Raw genomic sequence first — 24,279 nt, 5'->3', positions numbered from 1 at the left:
CTATTCTCTCTTCTTGGATTTAACAAGTAAAGCCTCTTTATAGTCCCATCTTCTACCGTCTTCCATTATCCAAATCTTGACGCTTATTAATGGACCTACAGCCCTCTCTTTATCCACGTCAAGGCGGTGGAAGTTGATTGCCATTCCCCTAGGATGTCTCTCCACAACGCCTATAATATCCGTGTTGTGCTTGTCGGCTATCGTTTGGAGGCTCATATCCCTCCTTGGGACGAATTCTCCATTCGTTAGCTCAGCAAAAACTTGGGCAAATGAAACATGGTCCGGCCCTGTTCTCTTAGCAGTTGTTATAACAAAAGGCATATCCTCCCTAATAGGCCTTATTTCTCTAAACCCTATCTCTCTTTGGAGTTTAATACCGTGGAGGTAGAGATAGCCAAGATAGCCCCAATCATTTGGAGAAACTTTGATAAAAGTCATTTTAAGGGGATTCCCTTTCCAGACATTGATTATCAAAAGCCTCTCATAACCTCTCTCATACGCTTCCATGAGGAGGTCTTGGAGAGTCTTCTTTCCTCTCGTTAGATATGTAGAGTTGGGGAAGACCTTCTCTAAGTCATGTCCAAAACTTCTAGTTCTTCTTGTAGGCCTGTGTGAAGTCGTAATCAGCATCATCGCTTGCACCGCTTAAGTTTTGATTTAAACGAAAGCAAAACAACTAAGGCAATCAGATAGCCTTAACTCTTCTAGCTACCTTTGGCCTTGGTTTGTAGAGTATTTTGCTGCCGCAGTATGAACAGCGGACTTCCCTAACAGTTTCCAAATCAAGTTTAAACTCCTTTCCACATTTAGCACATCTATATACTGCCTCAACCATTTTTCTCACCAAAAAGAGTTTTTAGGGGATTAACCCCTTGCTTTGCTCTCTGTAACTCTCAAAGCAACCTTTCCAACAGGTGTTGATGGCAAGTAAGCACCGCCAGCAAAAGTTGCGCCGCACTTTTGGCATTGCCATATTCCAGTGCTTATTCTCTTTACACCCTTTCTTCCACAGACTGGGCAGATGTGCTTTTGCTTCATCCTTGCCTCAACGGCGGCAACTCTTCTCCTAATCTTGAGACCATACCTTGGACCAAACCTTCCAGCGGAACCAACCTTGCTTATCTTCCTTGTTTTCTTTTTAGCTTTAGCCATATGAGCATCACCTCTAATGATGATTATGCTGAAGACCAATATGCACAGGCCATTTAAAAGGCTTTTCCTTAAAATTTGAGTGGTTTTTATTTTTACGTCTTTAGGTCTAACCTGCCATTTATAAGCCTTTTGATGTAGCTCTCTTCTCAAAGGACAAGGTTTCCAAAAGAGATGGAAAAAAGGAAAGCTCACTCCTCTTTAATGGCATCGAGGACAACTTGTCTAATTTCGCCTGCCCTCTTTAGGGCGACGTCAATAGCATACATGATTTCCTCGAGCTTGAAGCTTCCACCCTCACTCTTCTGAACAGCAGAGATGTATCCATTCTCATCCGTTGTTATAGTTAGCTTTCCATCCATAACCTGCTCTTCCTCGAGGTTCGGGTCAACTAAGAGGTTGTCCCTTATCTTAACGAAGCTTACTGGAATTGGGATTTTTGTTACTGGGAGCGGTTCATATTCATCTAATTTAGTTATTTCTCCTGTTTCCTCATTATACTCGATTTTTGGAAGCTTCGTGCTCAAGAGAGCTGCTATTGCTCCAATTCCACATGCATCCACTAGATTTCCGTCATGGTCTAAAACGTGGATGTCTATGAACACGACCCTAACGAGCTTCCCTGGAACTATTACGAGCTTTTCTAAGTCTATAGTTTGGCTTTCTCTAATTCCTCTATCAACAACCCTCGCTAGCTCTATGGAGCGCTCGTCTGGTGGGCCTGGCTCAAAGGTTGGTGAAGCTAATGGAACAAGCTCAACGTTTGTAGTTATGACACCCATGTTGGGCAAATCTGGGAAAGGCTCTCCAACATCCGCCTTTATACCTACGAGAACTTGGGTATCTCCCAATCTCACCCATGCTGAACCTTCTGCTTTTTTAATTACATTAGTCTTAATCTCCAATGATCTGTAGTCCTCTAAGCCTCTTCCATCGACTCTCTTTCCTTCCTTAAGCAACTCCATAATATAATCCTTCATGATTGATGCTACAATCTCCATCTCTCATTCCTCCTCCTGAAGAACATTGAGGTATCTTTCCTTCAAAGCCTCTCTCTGCTTTTGGTACACTGCTTTTGCGCCCTTTATTGCTAATCTAACTGCTTCCAAAAACTCCTCCTTGGTCAAATAACCATCCATTTGGAGCAGAGTTATGTCGTTCTTGATTGGCATTATGGCAACTGGGACATCAGCGGTTCCATAGTTGTCCTCCTCCTTGTTCAGATCGAGGACTATTTCATCCTCTATCTTCCCTGCCGCACATGCGGAAACTAAATCCTTCATTGGAATTCCTGCATCGGCCAGCGCCAGAGAAGCTGCCACTATTCCAGCCACTCTAGTTCCAGCATCAGCTTGAAGAACCTCTATAAACACATCTATGGATGTTCTTGGGAAGAGCTCTAAAATTACAGCAGGCTCTAAGGCTCCTCTAATGACTTTGCTAATCTCAACGCTTCTCCTATCCGGCCCAGGCTTCTTTCTCTCCTCAACACTAAATGGTGCCATGTTGTACCTAACACGAAGAATGGCTCTATCGGGCCTTTGAAGGTGCTTTGGGTGAATTTCCCTAGGGCCATAAACTGCAGCCAAAATTTTATTTTTACCCCATTCTACGTAAGCTGAACCATTTGCATTCTTTAAAACTCCTACTTTCATATTGACTTTTCTAAGCTCGTACTTTTTCCTACCATCAATCCTATACCCATTCTCATCTATTAACTTCAATTCTTCAGGCTTTTCCATCATTGTTTTCTCCTCCCTTCACTTCAAATTGGGGGATCTCTTCAATTACTCCTTGCTCTTTCAAAGCTTCCAGCCTCTTGAGAAGGTAGTCCTTCACTCTATCTGTCAATCCTTGAGTGTGGCTTTCCCTGTTCACTTTTAGAATAGCCTCTATCGCTAAGTTCTCAAGCTCCTTCTTTCTTCCGCTCACCCATACCCAACCGTTCTGACCAACGATTATACGAGTGTTAGTTAGGCGTTTAATCATGTTTATCATTGAGCCGCCCTTTCCTATAAGACGGGGCACCTTCGAGGGAGTTATCTGCACTATCTGCCCTCCTCTAAGCGGGCCGCCGTTGAATGGCATTCCTTTGGTTGCAAGGTCTATTTGGTTGACTTCATTGAAGGCTTTGACCTTTGCATATATTATGTCTCCAATATCGAATATTTTCCTCAAGTCAGTTTTTGACAGGTCTACTCTCTCGTCAGTGACATCCTGTATTCTCAATCCCGCTTGATATGGGGCCCCAATATCAACGGCCCAGTTAGAGAATCTGACGTCCACAATCTTTCCTATTACGTTGTCCCCGACCTCTGGAATATAAGGTCCTTCTAATGGTATTACTCTTATCATATCTCCTCTAATTTCTACCAAGCCTATAACTGCCGCGTAAACTCTATTGCCCTCTCTAAATGTCCCTTTGCCTGGTTTGTATGGTCCCTGTGCTATTAGCGTCCCTGGAACCACTAACTCCTTACTATTAACAAAAACCTTCTTCATAGTCCCTTCCTCTCTATAAGTTTAGTCATAGCAGTGCCCTTTGTAAGGGCATTAAGCTTCTCATAAAACTCTTCCTCAACTCCACCGGGAATTTCGATTAAAAACATCCATGAGCCATCCTTTCCCCACTCTTCCTTTTTAATCGTACCGAACTTCCTAACTTCTCCAAATGCTCTTCCTGTGTAGTCAGAGGGTATTTTTACAGCTATTACTTTTGTCTCGATCTTTATTGGTAGGATTCTTCTTATGGCCTTTAAAATGCTGGGTACTTGAGCTTCAGCATCTTTGAAGATGTCCACATGAACCCCTGCCTCGTCCATAGCTTTTAGTATGCGCTCTGGTGGGTGTGGATAGCCCGTTCTCGGATCAACTCCATTCCTATGGATTATCGTGGCCACTTGTTTCCTCTTCTCCTCGAGCATCTCTCTTCTCTGTTGTGCTGTGAGCTGAACATCTCCTTTCCTCAAAATAACTTTGGCCACTTCATAGGGATCGCTTGTCCCAAAAATCTTTTCCATTTCGTGTTCGCTCGCCTTATCCCCCTTATGAGCATCCTTAAAAATGTAAGGGGTAGCGAGAATCTCATCTATTGGGACCTCTTTACCTTCCTTAAAGTCCCTTGCCAGATAAGGATCAACTAGTATCTCAAACGTCTCACCGTGAGTCTTCAACCGCGCAATTACTGCCTTATCAACGTCAATTGGCATAAACGCCACCTCAATAGTTGTTGTCTAAGTCAGAGTAATCCATATTTTCCTCTTCAACTTCTGCTTCCTCTGCTTCTTTAATAGCCTCTTCCAAACATTTAGCGATCTTCTCTGAGCTTACTTTCTCAAACCTCTTGTTCTCCAGAGTTATCACCGCAACCTCAATGCTCTCTGGAGTTGGGCTCTCCATTGTCTTAGCCAAAGCAAATATTGCCAGCTTTATGGCCTCATCCATGTCCATATCTTCACGGTACTTCTCCTCGAATATTGCCATAGCTATGTTTCTTCCACTTCCTATTGCAACAGCCTTCCACTCGAAGTAAGCGCCGCTCGGATCGGTCTCAAAGAGCTCGGGTTTTTCATTAACACCTGCCATCAGCAGGGCGGCACCAAAAGGTCTTACACCGCCGTATTGAGTGTGCATTTGCTTCAGGTCGCAGATCTTCTTAACGAGAACTGTTAGAGGAACAGGCTCACCATAGGTCAACCTGTAGATTTGAGCCTCTAAACGGGCTCTATCGACTAAAATCCTCGCATCGGCTATTATACCACTTGAAGCAGCAGCTATGTGCTCATCAATTTGGAAGATCTTCTCATAGCTCTCGGGTTCTATTAAACGGCTCGTTACTCTTTTTTCAACGGCCAAGACAACACCCTCTTTGCATTTAACACCGACGGCCGTTGCTCCCCTCTTGACGGCTTCTCTTGCATATTGTACTTGGAAAAGCCTCCCATCTGGGCTGAAGACTGTTATGGCCCTATCATATCCCGCTTGTGGTGGTACAAACGCCATTTTACATCACCTCATAAGTTATCGCAATCTTTTATAAACAAGCTTAATTTTTTGCCTTTATATACTCTCCGATAGATAGAATTGATGAGTTGATAATTAAGCTTTTCCCCCGGAGGCACGTTTCTGTTTTCATTTTGACATCCCTCTAATAGTAATGCAAAAAACTAAGAGACTACTTCAATCAAAATGAGCATGAATACGAGAATTAGCAGGACAGCTATGGTTCTCTTAGTGTACATCCTTGCCGCTCTCTTTTCGTAGTAGCTCCTTGGGCTGACATTCAAAATGTAGAGGGCCAAAATGGAGCCTGTGAGGAGTCCAACAACGTTTTCCAAAGTAAGTGTAAGAGAGCCCAGCAGAACTTCTCGCCATCCCATCACGAGAGACACTCCAATAACCGTAGTGGGAGGTACTAATGCTGCTGCTATTGCTATACCCGCGAGTATCTCAGGAATTTTACTCACTATGGCTACTACACCAGCGTAGCCCAGCAAAACTGCCATTAGGATAAAAATTATTCCAGTGTTTGCCCTAGCGAGTATCTCTCCCGTAGGCTCTACGGGAATTAAACTAAAGGCCTTCAATACTAAAGACATGAGCGTTGAGGTTAAGAAAATCGTTATTAAAAGCTTTAAAATTGAATACAAAGAAGAAAAAACCCATTTTTTCTTTCCCATTATTACGTTTATAGAAAATCCATAAAGCGGACTTAATATCGGAGAGAGGAGCATCGCAGAAATTATTAAAACGATGTTGTCGTTTACAAGTCCAATCAAGGCTATTATTGACGCAACAGCACCCAATGTAAGCTCTATAGGCCCCACTTTGGCTTTGGAAGCGGCGTCTTCCGTCAGCTTTTCAATTGTCTCTTTGCTCCAAGTTGATGAATATTTCTCTAAGCTTTTCTTGGACGTTTGGTACTTAATGGACTTTCCTGCACTAATTTTCTCCCAAACTATCGAATTTTTGCCCTTTCTTAAGTCTATTGAGCCTACCAAATCATTTACGAGCTCATTTATCACATAGTCAGGAGCGTAAATTTCAAGCTTGTACACATCTTCCTCCCCAAATAGCACTTTAGAAGAGTAAAAGAGTAAATCCCACTTATTCAAGGCATTTAAAACTTTCTCGTACTCTTCTTTGCCGCAATAAACTTCCACCCTAAACATGGCCATCCCTACTTCCAGCCGAAGTCTTTTAGAAACTTCATCTTAAGCCTTCTTATAGTCCCCGAAACTCCCAATGTTCTCACTATTGCCTTTGAACCGTTTATTTGAGTGAGCATAGTTAGGGCAAACCTCATCTCTTCCACGTACTTCCTATCACATCTCAAGATGCCCGTTTGACTTTTTTCGTCAAATTTTATGAACCATACTTTGGCTTTAGCCGTCCCAAGCTCTCCCAAAGTTTTAAGAGAAGCATCCCAAATAGCCCTTTTTATCTCATCTTTTTTAAACGCCCTCTCCCCAATAACTTGAAACGCTATATACCTCTGCTTGTCTCTTAAAGTTGGCGGAAGAGTTTTGGGTCTCTCACTCACTTTTCAAGCCTCCCTAAAATCCCTTCGGGATAAAAACTTAAAGAAGCCTTAGCCTGAGGAATATCCATCCCCAAAGCTATCCCTAGGCTCATCAAATCTCTTGGAGCCCTTATCTCCCACATATTCTCGGCAGATGTTGTAAGAAAGCGCGGAGCTTTGTACTTCTCAATCAAACGCCAGTTCCTCATCATAAACTTCAAGATATTAGCGCGCTCATAGGGATTAGCCCTCAAAAGGGGAGCGAGAGAAAAACCGATGGCAACGTTGTTTTTAGCTGCTAGCCTAGCAAGGATATGATCTAAGCCCGAATCCTTTCTCCCAAGCTCTGGACTTATTAAAGCATCAACCTTGCTCTCGAGAGCAAAGCGGTTTATCCTCAAGTTGCCTCCTTGGACATAAATTAAGGCCTTTAAATGCTTGTTCTTAACTTCCCTAATAAGCGAGGGCTTTTTTGTTATCAGAAGAAGGGCAACTTTTCCGTACTTTTCTCTGAGCTCTTTTAGCTCTGCCTTAAGCTTCCCATAGTCAGGACTCCTATCTAAAACAAGCTTCTTAGTAAAGACTACATCATCGTACCACTCTTTTGCTAATTCATAGGCTTTCTCATCCCTCACATCAAGCTCAATCATTCTCGTAACCACTCCTCAACGGCTTTAACTACGCTTTCTCTCCTCATTGGAAAAGCTTTAACCTTTATCTTGACTTGAATGACATCTTCACCTTCGCCAACTTCAACCTCGCCCAAATAAGCTTTCTGCTTGTTGAAGCGGATGTAAAATGTTCCCTCGTCATCAACTTTCTCATCAAGATGCTCCAAAAGATATTCCTTATCCTCGTCGCTTAAGAGAGCTTTTAAGTTCTCGAGAAAAGCCCTAACATTCCTGCTCCTCTTTAGCTCAGCGTTGACAACTTTAATCGGGTTCCCAAAGAAGCCTTCAGTATTGATTATTTCAAATTCTATATCCTCTTGAGAAATGCTTTCCGGAAATATTGTTTCCAAGGCCTCTAAAACCTTCTCAGGCTCTTCGGTTGCGTGAATGAAAGTACTTACCCTAATGTGATGAGCTTGAAGTTTTGCCATGTTAATCACCGTTTAAGAACTCAAAATTTAGGTTTAAAAGGTTGATGCAGAGAGAAAAGAAGGAAAAAATCACTTACCTCTTCTGCCGTTGGCCCTAATGCTTGGCCTAATCTTCTCAGCACCCTTACCCTTGTTTCTAAGACCTCTGCTCTTCTTGCCGGCTGAGGTAAGACCTCTAAAGACTCTACCCTTGTGGGCCCTTCCGGCAATCCAAGCGATCTTTGGATCGCTCTTAATAACAGGGTGGTGTGGGTCGACCAGTATAACTTCAAACCACTTGTACATTCCATCCTCGCCAACCCAGTAGGAGTTGAGAACCTCAAGGTTGGGGAACTTTCTCGCGGCCTTCTCTTCAGCAATCCATTGAAGGCTCTTCTTTGGTGAGTACTTAACTTGACCCATCTTACTTGGCTTTCTTCCGGCCCTCCACCTTGGCCTCTTTCTTCCTCCTCTCCTAACTCTAACTCTCACAACGACATAGCCTTGCTTTGCTTGATAGCCGAGGTTCCTAGCTCTATCCAATCTGGTTGGCCTCTCAATCCTAATAACACTTGGCTCCCTTCTCCACTTAATCATTCTAATTTTCAACAAGTCTTTAACATAGCTCTTCTTTGGAGCTTTCCAGGCTTCTCTTATGTATTTGTACATTCCCATCTTTTTCACCTCGTTTTTGCTGTTTATGGTTCTCCGCTTAGCGGAACATCCCGCGGGTTTCCCCCGCCTAGTCGTGGTGAGTTTAGAGTTCTAGTTTTTAAAGGTTGCGGAAGAGTTAATACATCCAAGAGATGAGGTATTTAGGTGGTCGAAATGAACAGGCTTGATAAGCTCGTTGGGCTTATGGACGATTATATGGGAGCACTGATAACGCCGGGCACGAACTTTTATTATTTGACGGGCTTAAATCCCTCTGCCACAGGCGAAAGGCTATTTTTATTAGCTCTAAACAGGGAGGGAGAAAGCGTTATCATAGCCCCCAAGCTCTATGAAAATGAAGTAAAAGAGAACTGGGAGGGAAGGGCTATTTTTTGGGGTGATGATGAAAATCCCTACCTCATTTTAAAAGGCGTTTTAGATGAGCTCAACTTGAGGAGGGGAAAAATTTTAGTGGAAGACACTATGCCAGCGATGATGCTCGTTAAGATTGAAAATATCCTCATGGACTACGAGCTCGGCCTTTTGAGTGCTCTAACGTCAAAGCTGAGGATAAAGAAGGACAGAGGAGAGCTCAAGCTAATGGAGAAAGCGGCACAAGCTGTGGATGAGGTATTCTATGAGCTCATCGAGAGAGACTTGGAGGGAATGAGCGAGAAGCAGGTGGCGGCGCTCATAGAATACCTCATAAATGAGAGAGCCGATGGAATATCATTCGAGCCAATTGTGGCAGCTGGTGAAAATGGAGCCAACCCACACCACACACCGAGCGATAGGAAGCTCAAGAAGGGGGATTTGGTAATTCTCGACTATGGAGCTAAGTACAAGGGCTACTGCTCCGACATAACGCGCACCATAGCGATTGGAAAACCTTCTGAGCTAGCTTTAGAAGTTTATGACGTCATTAAAGAAGCCCAAGAAAGAGCAGTCCAAGCTGTTAGGGAAGGAATCACTGCAAAAGAAATAGATGCTGTGGCAAGAGGGGAAATCACGAAAAAAGGTTATGGAAAGTACTTCATCCACAGAACCGGCCATGGCTTGGGCTTAGATGTGCATGAAGAACCATACATAGCGCAGCACAGCGAGACCATATTGGAAGAAGGCATGACGTTCACGATAGAGCCTGGTATTTATATTCCTGGCAAAGTTGGGGTTAGAATCGAGGATGACGTTGCTATAATCAATGGAAAAGGAAAGAGGCTCACAAAAGCAGGGAAGGAGTTAATAGTGCTTTGAGCCTTTGATTATTAAGCGCTCATTTTCCTTTACCGCCACTAAATATTCAATAACTCTAAAGAGGTGGTGGAAGCAAAACAAAAGTTATTGTACCAGTTAATATGCTAAAGGAATATGCCAGTAGCGTATTGCCAAGTTGTTCATTGATATTTTTGCTTAGCAGGTAATAGGAGAAAATCCATGCCATAATCACCAGAATCTGCTCAAAGATTCTACGATAATATAAAAAACCACCGAACATAAAATAGTCGAGTAATCTCAGGAAAAAAACTAACCAACCTCCAAAAGCTAACGGCATAAAATTAAATAGTTTACTGATATTCAGTTTTGATCCTGACTTTGGTATAGTAACAATTTTAAGCAATATTATCTCAATTGCAAACCATAACGTCACTCTAATAAAACCTCCTAGTAATAAAACAGATAACAGCTGAGTGTAACCTGCCATCAGAACTGAAAGGAGATAAGGCGCGTAGAGGCTTGCGGAAACAATAAAAAGTTTAACAACAACCGCGGAGAAATTAAGAGTGAAATACCCGAGTGCACATAGAAAAATCAAAATCCCTCCTTTTTGATAAATGTCTATATTCAACGCATATAAACCTGAAAAAATTGAGAATAGATAAAGCATGATAGTACTAAATATTACCGTATTGTAATAGCTGACACTCTTTTCCAAGGACATGTTAATTTCGAGATTGTTTTTTTGTTATTTTTTTGATCTCATTTTTATATTCTCTCCCTAAGAAAACAATAAGCGGCAATACAAGGTATGTATAAACAGAAAAATATGTAAAAAACAAGGGCAAAAGGTATAATATGAGGGTAGTAAGTTCAACTACCAAGAGGAGTCTGTTGCGACCAGTCCATCTCACGAATTTCCCTCCAAGTTTAGCTAAACTTCAGTTATCTTGACATAATCATAGCTTATTCCTGAACCTGCTAGAAGCCCTAAAATTGCACCTGCAACTCCCGCTACGATTGCTCCGATTAGTGTTGTGCCAGCATTTCCTATAAACGAGTCTATCTCATCATAGCTTTGAGCTCCAAGTAATAGAATCCCATAACTTTTGTCCTTTCCTACTGTAAACTTTATGGGAACACTGAATGATGACATCGCCCATCCGCTGTTTTGGATATCAAATTTGTGAAAAGTAATACCCCACTTTTTTGTAGTTCCTTCGTATTTTACAGGATTGGATCTCCATTGTAATCTTGATGGTTCAATCTGCAACTGATCTGGCACGGATATCCATACTTTATACCCTCCAATAGGCAGTTTTCCTATTCCCACTACAATAGATCCCCAAGTATTATGCTTCACTTTATAGTGTTTATAGTCGTAGAATATTAGATGGATAATTGTCTTATCAACAATATCCCCTGTGATATATGCCTCAAGAGCTGCTGCAACCACTGCCTGCGGTTCTATTGAGCTTTGCGATGGTTTTGCAGTTACCAATCCAGTACTCAAAACGAGTAGACTAAGCATCAATCCCAACAATTTCCTCCACACCGTAATCACCTCAATGCAACCAATTTTAGGTAAATTAATACAACTTAGACATATAAAATTTACTATTTTCCACAATAGAAAGTGGAATCATTAAACTTACAGAGACATGTACAAAAGGCAGAAAAGAGCGAGAGTAAAACTTCAAAATTCCTCTCCGCCCACGTAAGTGCCAAGCACCCTTATGCTCCTCAGCTCTTTTTCCTCCACCTCGAATGGATCTCTATCCACGACTATGAAGTCGGCCAGCTTACCTTCTTCCAACGTACCGAGTTCGCTTTCTTCTCCCAAAATGTAGGCCGAGCCATGTGTATAAGCGTGCAGAGCTTCCTCTAGTGTCAAAGCTTCATTTGGAGTGTGCTTATATAAGGGAACTTCTTCATACTTTCCACGCGTTACCGCGGCATAGACTGTCTCCCAGGGGTTAATAGACTCTATTGGAGAATCCGTGCTCAGGCCGAGCACAATGCCCTTTTTCAAAGCACTCTTAAATGGATATACCCACTTAGCTCTCTCCTCGCCAACGCGCTCTAAAACCCACCAGTCGGTTATGATAAAGTGGGGCTGCACTCCCAGAACAACGCCAAGCTTTGAAATGCGCTCAATTTGATCTTCCCTCAAAATAGAAGCATGCTCTATGCGGTGTCTCAACTTTTCTACATTTTCGAGGTGCTCGTACACATCGAGGATCATGTCCATTGTGGCATCTCCTATGGCATGAACCGCAACCTGGAGACCAGCCTCATGAGCCTCTTTAACGATGGTTTCAAGAGTTTCCCTGCTTATGTTTGGGTATCCCTCTGTTTGAGCATCGCTATAAGGTTTAGATAGCCAGGCAGTTCTCGCACCTAAGGAACCATCCGCCAGGATTTTGATGCCATTTAGTTTGAGCTTTTCCCCGCCAGAGCCCCTTCTAATCCCCAACTTTTTGAGAGCCTGGAGGATGTCAGTGTTGCCATACATGCCCCTTTCACTAACTTCCCTTCTCCCAGGGTCTAGATAAGCTCTAACCCTTATTGGGAGCCTTCCTTCGGCGTTTAATTCACCCAAAGCATTTATCGAGCTTTCCTCAACACTCACAAAGCCCACTGTGGTAACCCCATTTGAGAGGGCAAACTTAGCACCATCTTCAATAAAGCGCTTGTAGTCCTCCAAAGTCAGCGTTTCCTTAAACTTCTCCCTGGCGAGCTCAAAGGCTTCTTCCTTCACAACTCCGGTTGGTTCTCCCTCCTCGTTTCTCATGATGCCTGGAGAATCCAAATCCAAAAGCCCTGCCATTTCCATGGCCTTTGTGTTGAGAACAGCAGCATGAAGGCAAACACGTGAGAGCATTACGGGCTTGTCTCTAACCATTTCATCCAAGTCCCAGCGCGTGGGCCACCTTTTCTCTTCAAAAAGCTCTTGATCCCAGCCGTGGCCGAGAATCCACGTTGTGCTTGCATTGATGGCATACCCCTTAACCCTCTCCTTAAGCTCCTCTATGCTTCTAACGCCCCTCAAATCCACCATATTGAGAGACATGCCGAGCTCATCGAGGTGCATATGAGAATCAATGAACCCTGGAAGGACAACCTTACTTTGAAGATCAATGATCTCCCCACCGAGCTCTTGGGCAATTTTCTCCACTTTTTCACTGGAACCCACATAAAGAACTCTACCGAAAGCCACCAAAAGGGCTTCAGCGGTCCTCTTAGGATTAAATGAGACGTAGATTTTCCCATTCACGAATGCCCTAATCAACCCCTTCACCCCTCTTCTTATCCAAAAGGAGCTCACCATCAATGCCGACATTTTCGGGCGGATTCTCTTTTATTAGAACAGTAACATGGGGTATTTCATACACCTCTTTAATGACCTCTGTTATTCTCCTAACGAGCTCCCTCTTTTTCTCAACATCTATTTTTGGACCTTCAACAATAACCGTGGGCATGTGATCACCATTAAGATTTGCATCGAAAGGATATAAAAAGTTCACGAAGAAATCCAAAACTTTTAAATACTAAAACCTCAAAGTAAGGGCGATGCCTATGAGGGGGGAGGGAGTTCTCCAGAACTTGGCATTATTCTTATGCTGAACCCCCTAGTTATGATTATGGACTATTTTTTGAAAGTTTTGAAATCCCAACTCTTTTAAGTCCCCACTTTGACAAAATTGCGGAGGTTAGAGCATGGTAGATTGGAAAGCTGTTGAAGAAAAGTGGCAAAAGAAGTGGAGCGAAGAGAAGGTATTCGAACCTCAAATCGATGAAAGACCTAAGTTCTTCATAACCGTCGCATTTCCATACCTATCAGGGCACTTGCACGTTGGACACGCAAGGACTTACACAATCCCAGACGTTATCGCGCGCTTTAAGAGGATGCAGGGTTATAACGTATTGTTCCCAATGGGGTGGCACATAACAGGTTCTCCAATAGTTGGAATTGCAGAGCGCATTAAAAACCGCGATCCCAAGACCATTTGGATTTATAAAGACGTCTACAAGGTCCCAGAGGACATCCTATGGACATTCGAAGACCCAAAGAACATAGTTAAATACTTCATGAAGACCGCGAGGGAGACCTTTGAGAAGGCAGGCTTTTCTGTGGACTGGACGAGGGAGTTTCACACCACAAACCTGTTCCCACCATTCAGCAAGTTCATAGAGTGGCAGTTCCTAACGCTAAAGGAGAAGGGCTTAGTGGTAAGAGGAACGCACCGCGTTAGGTGGGACCCTGTTGTAGGAACAGCCCTAGGAGACCACGACATAATGGAAGGTGAGGATGTTCAAATCTTAGAGTATATTTTGATTAAGTTCATCCTTGAGGAGAATGGGGAAGAGGTTTACTTGCCTGCAGCCACTTTAAGACCCGAAACTGTTTACGGCGTAACCAACATGTGGTTGAACCCCGAAGCAACGTACGTTAAGGCCAAAGTAGATGGAGAAACGTGGATAATAAGCAAAGAGGCCGCTTATAAGCTAAGCTTCCAAGACAAGGAAATTGAGGTCATCGAGGAGTTCAAAGGGGAGAAGCTCATAGGAAAATGGGTGAAGAACCCAGTGACGGGCGATGAAGTAATAATATTCCCAGCAGCTTTTGTTGATCCCGATAATGCAACGGGCGTAGTTATGAGCGTTCCATCTCATGCCCCATTTGACCACGTTGCTTTGGAGGACTTGAAGAAGAACACCGAGCTTTTACTCAAGTATGACATAGACCCAAGGATTTTGGAGGAAATTGCTTATGTCTCGCTGGTAGAGCTCGAGGGCTACGGCGAGTTCCCAGCAGTTGAAGAGGTAGAAAAGCTTGGTGTTAAAGACCAAAAGGACGAAGAAAAACTTGAGCAGGCTACAAAGAACATCTACAAAGCGGAGTTCCACAAAGGAGTCTTCAAGATTGAGCCCTATAAGGGCAAACCTGTCAGGGAGGTTAAAGAGCTGATAGCCAAGGACATGAAGGAGAAGGGCATAGCTGATGTAATGCACGAGTTTGCCGAAAAGAACGTCATATCTAGGTTTGGAAATAGAGCCGTCATCAAGATACTCCACGACCAGTGGTTCATTGATTATGGAAATCCAGAGTGGAAGGAGAAAGCGAGGGAAGCTTTGGCAAACATGACGATTTATCCAGAGTCAAGGAGGAACCAATTCGAGGCCGTTATTGAGTGGCTCGACAAGAAAGCCTGTGCGAGAAAGGTTGGACTGGGAACTCCTCTCCCATGGGATAAAGAGTGGGTAATTGAGAGCTTGAGCGACTCAACCATCTACATGGCCTACTACACAATCTCGAGAGCTATAAACAAGCACGGCATTAAGGAAGAGCAGCTAATTCCAGAGGTCTTCGACTACATATTCCTCGAAGAGAGGAGCGAGGAAAAGGAGAGAGAGCTGAGCGAAAAGACGGGCATTCCAAAGGAAGTGCTAAGGGAGATGAAGGAGGAGTTTGAGTACTGGTATCCGCTCGACTGGAGATGCTCCGCCAAAGACCTGATTCCAAACCACCTGACGTTCTTCATATTCAACCATGTGGCCATCTTTAGGAAGGAGCACTGGCCAAAGGGCATAGCGGTGAACGGATTTGGAACCCTCGAAGGAACCAAGATGAGCAAGAGCAAGGGTAACGTGCTCAACTTCATAGATGCCATCGAGGAGAACGGCGCTGATGTCGTTAGGCTCTACATAATGGGATTAGCGGAGCACGACAGCGACTTTGATTGGAGGAGAGCAGAGGTAGGAAAGTTAAAGAAGCAGCTTGAGAGATTTTACGAACTCATAAGCGAGTTCGCCCAATATGAAGAAAAAGATGTTGAGCTGATGGACATTGACAAGTGGTTATTGCACAGGCTAAACAAAGCAATCCAAGAGAGCACGAAGGCCCTTGAAGAGTTTAGAACAAGGACTGCAGTGCAGTGGGCGTTCTACAACATTCAAAATGACCTGAAGTGGTATTTAAGGAGAACCGAAGGAAGGGACGATGAAGCAAAGCGCTCAACACTCAGAAAACTAGCGGAAATTTGGGTTAGACTAATGGCACCATTCACACCACACATAGCCGAGGAACTTTGGGAGAAGCTTGGAGGAGAGGGCTTCGTGAGTTTAGCAAAGTGGCCCGAGCCGAGAGAAGAGTGGTGGAACGAAACGATAGAGCTCGAGGAGAACCACATTAAAGCGCTGATAGAGGATATCAAAGAAATCATAAAGGTGGCGAAGCTTGAAGATGCAAAGAGGGCGTACATCTACACCGCCGAGGAGTGGAAGTGGAAAGTTGCCCAAGTGGTTGCGGAGAAGAGAGACTTCAAAGCCTCGATGAGTGAGATTATGAAAGACCCAGAGATGCGCAAGCGCGGTAAGGAGGTCTCAAAGCTAATCCAGAAGCTGATTAAGGACAGAGCCTTTGACTTCAAACGCATTGACGAGGAGAAGGCCCTAAAGCAGGCAAAGGACTTCATCGAGAGTGAAATAGGCTTGGAGATCATCATCAACCCAGATGAGGACAAAGGAGGAAAGAAGAGACAAGCTATGCCCATGAAGCCTGCGGTGTTTATTGAGTGAGTAGTCCTGTCCTTATCTTTATTCTTTTAACTTCAACATATGTAGTATTTCCTATCGCAACAGTTATATAACACTAACTAAAATTAGCATAATGGTGATTAGCATAATGAAAATTATTGAACGTCGCGAGCTTAGGGATGTTCTGGATGCAAAATGGTTGCTGGTGTATGGAAGAAGAAAAACGGGAAAGACCTTCTACATCAGGGAGAAGGCAGAATACTCTCATTATTTCATTGTAACGAGCGGTAGGGAGATATTTGAAGTAAAACGCGGTGAAATACTTTCATTCTCGGAGTTCATGCGGGTATTCTCACTCCTTCTGGGTCAGGGAAGAATAGTCATTGACGAGTTTCATAGACTTGGCGAGCCCTTCTTCTCAATCCTTCAGGGATTGTCGGGGAGGGGTGAGCTCACCCTCATAACTTCAACAAGGCACTATTTCAAGAAGTTTATAGGAAGCAACAGCCCTTTGCTGGGACTTTTCTATCTGAGAGAGCTGGGCTTGGTTGATCCAAAGGATGCCCTTAACTTTGTTAATGAGTTAGGCTATAGCGGAAAAGCCATGATAGAACTCGCCGTTCTTGTTCAAGAACCTTGGTTAGCTCCAGCCATTGAAAGTCTCGGCGTAAGCGTTTTTTCAACCTTTGGATCAACTTTGAAGGGGAACGTTCCCAGCTTAATTGGCGAGATATTCACAGAAGAGGAGAGAGAGTTAACAATGAGATACTCCGCAATACTTGAGACCGTTGCAGATGGGAAGTCAAGTTCGGGAGAGATAGCTAAGGAGCTGTATTCAAGGGGGCTCATAGAAAAGGAAACCCACAGTGCAGTTGCCCCTTACCTTGAGACACTTGTCAACATGGGAATCCTTGAGAGAATTCCACTCTTCGGAAAGAGGAAGAAGATATTCAAGTACAGACATTTGTCCCCTGTGGTGGATTTCGCATATTATCTGAACGCCAAATATGGGTTCTTTGAAACCGAACTTCCAGATGAAACCGTAGAAAGGGTTTTTAGGGAGAAAATGCCGCGCTACGTTGAGAGGTTCTTTGAAAGATTGCTGACAAAACATTACTCCCTCCAACCCGTCAGGATTGAGATGCCCGATTTAGAAGTAGATATTGCATTATTGAGAAATAAAAAGCTGCACTTGGTTGCCGAGGTTAAGTGGAAGGAGAAGGTTAAAGAGAAGGACATTAGGAATGTGGAAGAGAAATTTGAAAAACTTAACGCCAAGATAAAGCTCCTTATAGTTCCGGACAAAGAGGTCTTGCCAAGAGCTCCAGAAAATGCCGAAGTTCTTGACTGGAGGAATGTGATAAGGCTTTGCAAGACCCCGCCTTAGTTACGCTCTCTGTTGTATTTGTTGAGTATCTATCTTCTCCACCGATTTTATTCTTGTTTTTGTTTCCAATACAGAGCTCCTGCAGTAGTAAGGGCGAATATCCCGATGAAGAATCCTATAGCCCCAATAATATTCCCCATATCCTGAATTGTCGATAATTTAGGAAAGAGCATTTCAAATTTCTCCAATGCTGGCCCTGTAATCGGCAATTGAGAAGGATCACTAACGTTAGCCGCTTTTAGAAGCACTTGAAGCACGACACCAGTCACTATCATTAAAAATGGGATCATCACTCCCTTCATAATATCTTGAGACGATTCATTAAAATTACGGTTCATTAGCATCCCATAATTAATACGTTGCATCTGCTTAAAATCCTTCTTTTTTGTTGTCAACTTTGATGAAACTTTGCGCAGGCAAAGTTTCTTTGAAGCCCTTTTCGGGAAAAAGGATGACCTGCATTATCTTCCGCTGGAAAAGCTGGAAGAGTTGGTGGAGAAAGCCGGGGGACATATCATCAAAAGTGGAACCTTCGAGCCGGCTTTGCCGCACTACCTCGCATATATTCCAAGGGAGTATGTGGCACAGATAAAGGATGAGAAAAAACGTGTCGAACTCCTAGAACGCCGGGATAAAGCACATGAAAAGTGGAAGAGAGGAACAGAACATCCTCCCGTGGGATGGCTTTTAGTTAAACCCTAATACTCCCTCTCGACTATGAAGTCCGCCAAGAGCTCTAAGTTCTTCCTTGCTTCACTCTCTGGGAGGATTTTAAGAGCTTCCTTCGCTTCATTGGCTAAATCTTTGGCGAGCTTTGCAGCATAGTCAATGCTTCCATACTTTTTGAGGAGCTCTATAGCTTTCTCAACTTCTGCCTTAACATCTTCTTCAATGACTGCGTTGCCCTTTACATCGCCCGCATATTTTCCAAAGACCTTGAAGAACTCTGCCTTATCCTCTTCGCTTGCATGCTCAAGGAAGTGCGCCACAATTATAGTCCTCTTGCCCTTTCTTATGTCGCTTCCAACTGGCTTTCCAAGCTTTTCCTCATCAGCTATCAAGTCGAGAACGTCATCCCAAATTTGGAAGGCTATTCCCACGTTTCTTCCGTACTTTGAGAGCGCTTGTATATACTCCTCGTTGTCCGTTCCAATGATTGCCCCAATTGTAGCTGAACCGTCTATCAACGCTCCTGTTTTGCCGCTTATCATCGTCATGTACTCCTCTACAGTGACGTCGTTTCTCGTCTCAAAGTCTATGTCCATAGCTTGGCCTTCGCAAAGTTCGTTTGAAGTTGTGGCCATGACGTCGAGAATTCTAACTACTTTTTTAGCATCTACAGGGATCTTCGCTATCGCTTCAAAGACCTTTGAGAAAAGCAGGTCTCCGGCTAATATGCCCATGTTTACGCCCCATACCTTATGGACAGTTGGTTTGCCCCTTCTCTTTTCGTCCATGTCCATTATATCATCGTGCACGAGGGAGTAGTTGTGGAGCAATTCAACGGCCACTGCCCCGTAAAGAGCTTTTTGCCAATCTCCACCAACTGCCTCTGCAGCGCTTAAGACTACAAAGGGCCTTACCCTTTTTCCGCCTGCTAATGGGTAATGCCTTGCCGCATCATAAAGTTTCCTTGGCTCCTTTTCAGGGATAAGCTCAAATATGGCCTCATCAACAAACTTAGCCTTTTCCTTCATGGCTTTAAAGAGTGGGTCGAACTTCATGATACCACCTCATTTAATCTCAACCTTATATCCATTTCTTGATACAAATACATCCCTTCCAATTAAATAACCTTCCTCTTCAGCAAGCTCGGCATAGTGGGTGAGCATTCTAAACTCTCCATGAGCTGGGACAATGTTCTCGGGATTTAAGAGCTTAATTAAATAGCGGTGGTCTTCTCTTGATGCATGACCTGATACGTGTAAGTCCTTGACCAGTCTAACCCCTCTCATTCTAAGCTTTATCTCTAAAGCGTAGCGCTGCGCTATGTTGAGGGGATTTGGAATAACTCCAGCGGAGAATACAACGGTGTCTTCCTTTCCTATGTTGTAGAGCTCTCCGTTAGCCATTCTAGTTAAAACAGCGCCGGGCTCCCCTTGATGACCCGTGACGATAAGCAGATAGTTTTCCTTCGCTTGGGAAACTTCCTTTAACGTGTTTTTGACAGCATTTGGACTTCTAACAGCCTTTGCTCCCTTCATTTTAATGAGGCCAAGCTGCTTCGCTATTCCCGTGTATTTTGAGAGTGACCTACCAACTAAAACAGCTTGTCTGCCCATCTTGTTTGCAATCTCAATGAGTTCTTGCAAACGGGCGATGTGGGAAGCAAATGTCGTTGTAATTAGTCCCTTCTCCTCCATTCCTTCATAAAGGAAGAAGTCCTCCAAGAGAAGCTTTGCAGCGGCTTCGCTTGGTGTCTTCGTCTGTTCGGAAACACGCGTAGACTCAGGGACAAACACTTTAACTCCTTCTTTGCCAATCTCCCTCAGACGCTTGTAGTCGGGCTTTTCGCCAATGGGATTGTTGTTATCAAACTTGTAGTCGCAGGCATAAACTACAGCCCCTTCAGGTGTATGTATTACAACTATAGAAGACTGTGGAATTGAGTGAGTAATTTGGACAAACTCTATTGCGAGGTTCTCACTAACTTGGACTATCTCGCCGTAGTTCGTCTCGTACATAGGATTCTTTACCTCAAAGTACTGCTCACCCCTAACCTCATTTTTAGTGAGCTTTATCGTATATGGCGTCCCGTAGATAGGAACGTCTGGATAGTGGGGGGCTAATTTAGCAACAGCTCCAATGTGGTCTAAGTGTCCATGCGAGAGGGCAATTGCCACCACTTTCTTATTCCTAATCGCCTTATCATCGGGTATCGCACCCAACTTTCTAAGGTCTCTCGAACTCATCTTTTGAAAGTTCACATCCTCATGGATTAGAACACGATCGAGCCTTATTCCCATATCCACTATAACGACTTCACCGTTGTATTCCACAGCGGTCATGTTTTTGCCCACTTCTTCGTAGCCGCCTATTGTGTAGATTGTTATCATTTCCTTTCCTCCATTCATTTTATCGAGAGGCGGACTTTTCGTCGGCCTCGGCCCTTTAAGTGATGAGGCGGAACCTCATCGGGTTAATCTATACTTGTAGGAGAGGTTTAAAAAGGTGTGCATTATCAAATATAAGAAAAGTCAAAGGATCCTTCTCCTCTCCCTCAAAAACTCCCATAACTCTATCCTCTGCTCAAGCCACTCCCTCGCAAAGCCTGTAACCACGAGGGGCACTTTTCTAAGCTCGACCACATTCTTTGCACCAACGAGGAACATGGCATTCCTGAGCTCGTTTATGTAGCGCTCAAGAACCTTTATAACGCCTTCAACATCACCCTTTGCCGCAGGCTTTAAGAGAGGTAAAGCTACACCGGCCAAATTAGCTCCCAAGGCTAAGGCTTTGGCTATTTGAATGCCATCCCTAATGCCACCCGTTGAAATTATTGGCAAATCTGTTGCATACCTAACTTCTGCAACGCTGAGAGCTGTTGGAATGCCCCAGTCCCAGAACTTCAAAGCTAGATTTTTGCTCCTCTCATCTTTAGCTCTATAATACTCCACACCGCTCCATGAAGTCCCACCGAGGCCACCTACATCCACAGCATCAATCCCAATGCTCTCAAGCTTTACAGCAACTTCTTTGGAAACCCCTGCGCCCGTTTCCTTAGCTATTATTGGATAGGGAAACTCACTCTTAAGCTCAGCCAAAGCATTCAAAACGCCCCTGTATTGGGTATCTCCTTCTGGTTGGACACTCTCTTGGAGAGGATTCATGTGAAAGGCCAAAGCGTCAGCTTGAATTGTCTCGACAGCTTTGATGGCTTCCTCAATACCATAGCGATTGGGCATTGTTTCGGAAAACTGGGGTGCGCCTAGGTTGCCGACGAGAAAGACATCGGGAGCTACATCTCTAACGTAGTAGCTTTCCCAAGTCTCAGGCTTTCTAATCATTGCCCTTTGACTGCCAACACCCATTGGAATGTTGAGCTCTTGGGCAGCTTTAGCTAAGGTCTTGTTTATCTTCCCCGCAAGCTGCGAACCTTTAGTTCCTCCTGTCATTCCCGCAATCATTATCGGATAATCAAACTTCCTTCCGAGGAACTCTACACTTAGATCAATCTCCTCCTTGTCTATCTCAGGCAATGACATGTGGACAAAGTGTATATTCTCAAATTGAGCACTCACATGAGCTTCTACCTCTTTCTTTAAGCAGTGCTCTATGTGCTCGAACTTTCTAATAACCGTGAGCTCTTCCTTATCGAAATAATCCATAAGCACCACCAAAGAAAAAAGGGAAGAAGAGGTTAATAGGTTTTTGGATGGCGCAGTGATGTTGAGTTCATCATTGCTTTTGGTTAAGAAAAGCTATTAAAGCCCCCAAAAGTACGCTTGCTGAAGCGTATTGGTCAAAATAGAAGAGCAGTGCAACCCCTGTTATGAGAGAGGCCAATAAAGCGTAATTTACACGCTTGCTCATGTGAAAGCTTTCGGAGATTTCAAAGGCTCCTGAGCTGAATACTAGTGCAGAAACAACAGCGAGAGTTGAAAAGATGAGGGCCTTTCCGAGTTTTGCCGCGCCGATATATGTAGCTATTTCATAGAATAATGCACCTATAACAGCTGAAAGGAAGATTATCACAGCTAAATCAGCTATTAGCCCAAGGAAAATATTAGAAAAATCCAAAGAGTGTTTTTTTATACATAGCAACCACTACTAGTTAACTTATGAGTTAATCTATTTAAAGTTTTCTATTCACAGGAGTAGTTTATTATTTATCGTCTAGAGTTATCATTTGGCAGAATCTCCTTATCTTGTAGAATCAGTTTGCCAAAAAAGTCTGATAAAATAGGGATAAAAAATGAAAGGCCACAACCTAAGCTTTAATCCTCGTGCCAACCTTTTCCCCTTTAAGTGCTTTGGTCAGGTTACCCCTAACTTTCCCGTTTATGAAGTAAACCTCCGAATAGCTAGAAATCTTGAGGGCTTCGCGGAGCTTGTTTCCAATTCCACCCGTAACATCAATTCCTGAGGATTCTGAGCTTTTGAGGAGATGCTCAATCTCTTCACTGCTGAGCTCTTCTATAAGCTTAGCATCCTCTCCCTTTGGGTTTTTGTTGTAGATTCCGTCAACATCCATAAGGAATATAACTTTGCTCGACTTGAGCATCTTCGCTAGATAGCTGACTATCTGGTCTCCAGAGAGGATGTCTATCCCCTTGTCGAGAGCTATTGCTGTGTCTCCGAACAAAATTGGAATAAAGTCCTTCTCAAGGAGCTTCCTCAAAATCTCAAGCTCTCCGTAGACTATATCACCTTTTTCTATCAGGAATATCGAAGAAGACGAGACAGAGTAAGCGGGCAGTCCTTCTTCAAGGAAAACATTGATTATCAAGTCGTTGAGCTTCAGCATCGCTTGGTGGGTCTTTGAGAAGCCTATCCTCTTGCGCTTCACATCCTTAGTAAGGCCTTCCCTAATGCGATATTCTTTTGCATTAGGATGTCCAAAGCTGCCGCCGCCGTGAACAAGAATAAAGCCCTCCTCGGGATAAAAGCCGGCAATTTCTTTCGCTATTCCCTTAACGATGTCCTTGTTGAAGGAATAGGGAGTTTTCTTGTCACTTATTACGCTCCCACCGAGCTTGATAATTATCATTCGACGACCTCCTCAATCCTAACTCCTTCGCGGCTTATCTTAGTTATCATCGGCATTCCACCGACAATCCTTATGGCCGTTGCAACTTCACTCTGCTTCCCAGGTGCGAGGGCGTACATGCATCCTCCTCCACCAGCGCCAGTAATTTTGGCACCAATTGCTCCCGCCTCCCTCGAAGCATAAACGAGGTCACTTAAACCTTTAGTTGAGACCCCTATTGCATCTAAGAGACCGTGGTTGATGTTCATTAGCTTGCCAAGCAGCTCAAACTTGATTCTGCTGTCATAGTTGGCCAAAATAATCTCCTTCGCTCTCTCAACAACCTTCCCCATGGAGTCAATTATGGGCTGCATCACATCAGGCATGTCGTTGAGGTTCCGCCTGACCTTTGCTACGAGCTCCTTTGTTGAACCGCTCGTGCCGGTATAGCCCACAACCATAGGGAGCTCAACAACAGGCAGCTCTTCAAACGAGCCCTTTTGATAGTAAAGAAAGCCCCCAACAGCTGAAACTGTGGGATCGATTCCACTAGAAGCGCCTTGGACGAGGAGTTCAACCTTATGACCGAGCTTTGCCACTTCTTCAGGTGTAAGCTCCAAACCAAAAAGCTTAGAAACCGCACCTATTGTGGCAACTGCCACAGCCGCTGATGAGCCCAGTCCAGCACCAACAGGTATTTGTGAAGTTATCGAAACGGTTATGCCCTTACCGTTTTTGTCTGCCTCATCTCTTACGATTTCAATAGCCTGCTTAACATAGCTCAAAACCTCAGCGGCTTTTCCATAGTCACTCTCAAAGTAAATCTCGTTTTCGGAAAATGAGACCGTCAAGCCAGGAACTTTAATATCCTTCGCCTCAATTTTAATAGCTCTTTTTTCATTAAATGATGCCCAAACGTAAGTCCTCAAGTCTATTGCCGCTGCAATAGCAGGCTTACCGTAAACAACGCTGTGTTCACCAAAGAGTATAATCTTAGCAGGTGCAGATGCAAGGACTTTCATTTTAGCTCCCTCCAAAAGTTA

General features: G+C 43.9%; 27 protein-coding genes. 4 read left to right on the top strand and 23 right to left on the bottom strand.

What is annotated here, in order from left to right:
• The 13 genes from PAP_RS02080 to PAP_RS02020 all read right to left on the bottom strand — a co-directional run bounded on the left by PAP_RS02080 (position 1) and on the right by PAP_RS02020 (position 8,426).
• Positions 1–633 (bottom strand): ribosomal biogenesis protein, encoded by a 633-nt coding sequence (locus tag PAP_RS02080; protein ID WP_048164441.1) that lies wholly within the window; start codon positions 631–633, stop codon positions 1–3.
• Between the two features lie 52 nt (positions 634–685).
• Positions 686–835, bottom strand: a complete 150-nt coding sequence (locus tag PAP_RS02075) for a DNA-directed RNA polymerase subunit P (RefSeq protein WP_048164440.1) — start codon at positions 833–835, stop codon at positions 686–688.
• A 29-nt stretch (positions 836–864) separates the two neighbouring features.
• Entirely contained in the window at positions 865–1,152 is a 288-nt protein-coding gene (locus PAP_RS02070; RefSeq protein ID WP_048164438.1) for a 50S ribosomal protein L37ae, read from the bottom strand.
• Between the two features lie 188 nt (positions 1,153–1,340).
• On the bottom strand, positions 1,341–2,150 hold the full coding sequence (rrp42, locus tag PAP_RS02065) for an exosome complex protein Rrp42 (RefSeq protein ID WP_048164436.1): 810 nt from the start codon (positions 2,148–2,150) through the stop codon (positions 1,341–1,343).
• 3 nt (positions 2,151–2,153) lie between these two features.
• Entirely contained in the window at positions 2,154–2,894 is a 741-nt protein-coding gene (gene rrp41, locus PAP_RS02060; RefSeq protein WP_048164435.1) for an exosome complex exonuclease Rrp41, read from the bottom strand.
• Entirely contained in the window at positions 2,878–3,651 is a 774-nt protein-coding gene (gene rrp4, locus PAP_RS02055; protein ID WP_048164433.1) for an exosome complex RNA-binding protein Rrp4, read from the bottom strand. The genes rrp41 and rrp4 overlap by 17 nt, the downstream gene beginning before the upstream one ends.
• Positions 3,648–4,358 carry a ribosome assembly factor SBDS gene (locus PAP_RS02050; protein ID WP_048164432.1) on the bottom strand — a complete coding sequence of 237 codons (711 nt, stop codon included), beginning with the start codon at positions 4,356–4,358 and terminating at the stop codon, positions 3,648–3,650. The genes rrp4 and PAP_RS02050 overlap by 4 nt, the downstream gene beginning before the upstream one ends.
• Positions 4,359–4,368: 10 nt before the next feature.
• Entirely contained in the window at positions 4,369–5,151 is a 783-nt protein-coding gene (psmA, locus tag PAP_RS02045) for an archaeal proteasome endopeptidase complex subunit alpha (RefSeq protein WP_048164430.1), read from the bottom strand.
• A gap of 164 nt (positions 5,152–5,315) precedes the next feature.
• Positions 5,316–6,320 (bottom strand): TIGR00341 family protein, encoded by a 1,005-nt coding sequence (locus PAP_RS02040; RefSeq protein WP_048164428.1) that lies wholly within the window; start codon positions 6,318–6,320, stop codon positions 5,316–5,318.
• A gap of 8 nt (positions 6,321–6,328) precedes the next feature.
• The gene (locus PAP_RS02035) at positions 6,329–6,691 is read right to left on the bottom strand and encodes a ribonuclease P protein component 2 (RefSeq protein ID WP_048164426.1); all 363 of its coding nucleotides are present in this window, start codon (positions 6,689–6,691) and stop codon (positions 6,329–6,331) included.
• The gene (locus PAP_RS02030) at positions 6,688–7,320 is read right to left on the bottom strand and encodes a Ribonuclease P protein component 3 (RefSeq protein ID WP_048164424.1); all 633 of its coding nucleotides are present in this window, start codon (positions 7,318–7,320) and stop codon (positions 6,688–6,690) included. The genes PAP_RS02035 and PAP_RS02030 overlap by 4 nt, the downstream gene beginning before the upstream one ends.
• Positions 7,317–7,772, bottom strand: a complete 456-nt coding sequence (locus tag PAP_RS02025; protein WP_048164422.1) for an RNA-binding protein — start codon at positions 7,770–7,772, stop codon at positions 7,317–7,319. Before PAP_RS02025 ends, PAP_RS02030 begins: the two co-directional genes overlap by 4 nt.
• 69 nt (positions 7,773–7,841) lie before the next feature.
• Positions 7,842–8,426, bottom strand: coding sequence for a 50S ribosomal protein L15e (locus tag PAP_RS02020; protein WP_048164421.1), 585 nt, complete (start codon positions 8,424–8,426; stop codon positions 7,842–7,844).
• Positions 8,427–8,579: 153 nt separating this feature from the next.
• Here PAP_RS02020 and PAP_RS02015 point away from each other — a divergent pair, with 153 nt between their 5' ends.
• A complete protein-coding gene (locus PAP_RS02015) occupies positions 8,580–9,659 on the top strand; it encodes an aminopeptidase P family protein (protein ID WP_048164420.1) in 1,080 nt (359 codons plus the stop codon).
• Positions 9,660–10,554: 895 nt separating this feature from the next.
• Here PAP_RS02015 and PAP_RS02005 read toward each other — a convergent pair.
• The 3 genes from PAP_RS02005 to dmpI all read right to left on the bottom strand — a co-directional run bounded on the left by PAP_RS02005 (position 10,555) and on the right by dmpI (position 13,102).
• On the bottom strand, positions 10,555–11,175 hold the full coding sequence (locus PAP_RS02005; protein WP_048164417.1) for a hypothetical protein: 621 nt from the start codon (positions 11,173–11,175) through the stop codon (positions 10,555–10,557).
• Between the two features lie 141 nt (positions 11,176–11,316).
• Complete coding sequence (locus tag PAP_RS02000; protein WP_330217307.1) at positions 11,317–12,921, bottom strand: amidohydrolase; 1,605 nt, start codon at positions 12,919–12,921, stop codon at positions 11,317–11,319.
• Positions 12,905–13,102 (bottom strand): 4-oxalocrotonate tautomerase DmpI, encoded by a 198-nt coding sequence (dmpI, locus tag PAP_RS01995; RefSeq protein WP_048164413.1) that lies wholly within the window; start codon positions 13,100–13,102, stop codon positions 12,905–12,907. Before dmpI ends, PAP_RS02000 begins: the two co-directional genes overlap by 17 nt.
• A 238-nt stretch (positions 13,103–13,340) precedes the next feature.
• Here dmpI and leuS point away from each other — a divergent pair, with 238 nt between their 5' ends.
• Positions 13,341–16,202, top strand: a complete 2,862-nt coding sequence (gene leuS, locus PAP_RS01990) for a leucine--tRNA ligase (protein ID WP_048164412.1) — start codon at positions 13,341–13,343, stop codon at positions 16,200–16,202.
• A 91-nt stretch (positions 16,203–16,293) separates the two neighbouring features.
• Positions 16,294–17,547 (top strand): ATPase, encoded by a 1,254-nt coding sequence (locus PAP_RS01985; RefSeq protein WP_084177522.1) that lies wholly within the window; start codon positions 16,294–16,296, stop codon positions 17,545–17,547.
• 47 nt (positions 17,548–17,594) lie between these two features.
• On the opposite strand, the gene PAP_RS01980 is transcribed toward PAP_RS01985, so the two are convergent.
• Positions 17,595–17,891 (bottom strand): hypothetical protein, encoded by a 297-nt coding sequence (locus PAP_RS01980; protein WP_144367978.1) that lies wholly within the window; start codon positions 17,889–17,891, stop codon positions 17,595–17,597.
• 64 nt (positions 17,892–17,955) lie between these two features.
• Between PAP_RS01980 and PAP_RS01975 the strand changes: the two genes are divergently transcribed.
• Positions 17,956–18,249, top strand: a complete 294-nt coding sequence (locus PAP_RS01975; protein ID WP_236627001.1) for a hypothetical protein — start codon at positions 17,956–17,958, stop codon at positions 18,247–18,249.
• Here the strand turns inward: PAP_RS01975 and PAP_RS01970 are convergent.
• The 6 genes from PAP_RS01970 to PAP_RS01945 all read right to left on the bottom strand — a co-directional run bounded on the left by PAP_RS01970 (position 18,246) and on the right by PAP_RS01945 (position 24,258).
• On the bottom strand, positions 18,246–19,271 hold the full coding sequence (locus tag PAP_RS01970; protein ID WP_048164407.1) for a polyprenyl synthetase family protein: 1,026 nt from the start codon (positions 19,269–19,271) through the stop codon (positions 18,246–18,248). The genes PAP_RS01975 and PAP_RS01970 overlap by 4 nt on opposite strands.
• Positions 19,272–19,280: 9 nt before the next feature.
• Positions 19,281–20,603, bottom strand: a complete 1,323-nt coding sequence (locus PAP_RS01965; protein WP_048164405.1) for an RNase J family beta-CASP ribonuclease — start codon at positions 20,601–20,603, stop codon at positions 19,281–19,283.
• Positions 20,604–20,744: 141 nt separating this feature from the next.
• Positions 20,745–21,875 (bottom strand): type 2 isopentenyl-diphosphate Delta-isomerase, encoded by a 1,131-nt coding sequence (gene fni, locus PAP_RS01960; RefSeq protein WP_048164404.1) that lies wholly within the window; start codon positions 21,873–21,875, stop codon positions 20,745–20,747.
• A gap of 70 nt (positions 21,876–21,945) precedes the next feature.
• The gene (locus PAP_RS01955) at positions 21,946–22,287 is read right to left on the bottom strand and encodes a hypothetical protein (RefSeq protein WP_048164403.1); all 342 of its coding nucleotides are present in this window, start codon (positions 22,285–22,287) and stop codon (positions 21,946–21,948) included.
• A gap of 190 nt (positions 22,288–22,477) precedes the next feature.
• The gene (locus tag PAP_RS01950) at positions 22,478–23,257 is read right to left on the bottom strand and encodes an isopentenyl phosphate kinase (RefSeq protein WP_048164402.1); all 780 of its coding nucleotides are present in this window, start codon (positions 23,255–23,257) and stop codon (positions 22,478–22,480) included.
• Positions 23,254–24,258, bottom strand: a complete 1,005-nt coding sequence (locus PAP_RS01945) for a mevalonate kinase (RefSeq protein WP_048164400.1) — start codon at positions 24,256–24,258, stop codon at positions 23,254–23,256. The genes PAP_RS01950 and PAP_RS01945 overlap by 4 nt, the downstream gene beginning before the upstream one ends.
• Between the last annotated feature and the right edge of the window lie 21 nt (positions 24,259–24,279).

Origin of the sequence: Palaeococcus pacificus DY20341, from assembly GCF_000725425.1 — an archaeon.
In the GTDB taxonomy this organism is placed as follows: Archaea; Methanobacteriota_B; Thermococci; order Thermococcales; family Thermococcaceae; genus Palaeococcus; species Palaeococcus pacificus.
This window is presented reverse-complemented; position numbering and strand designations above follow the sequence as displayed.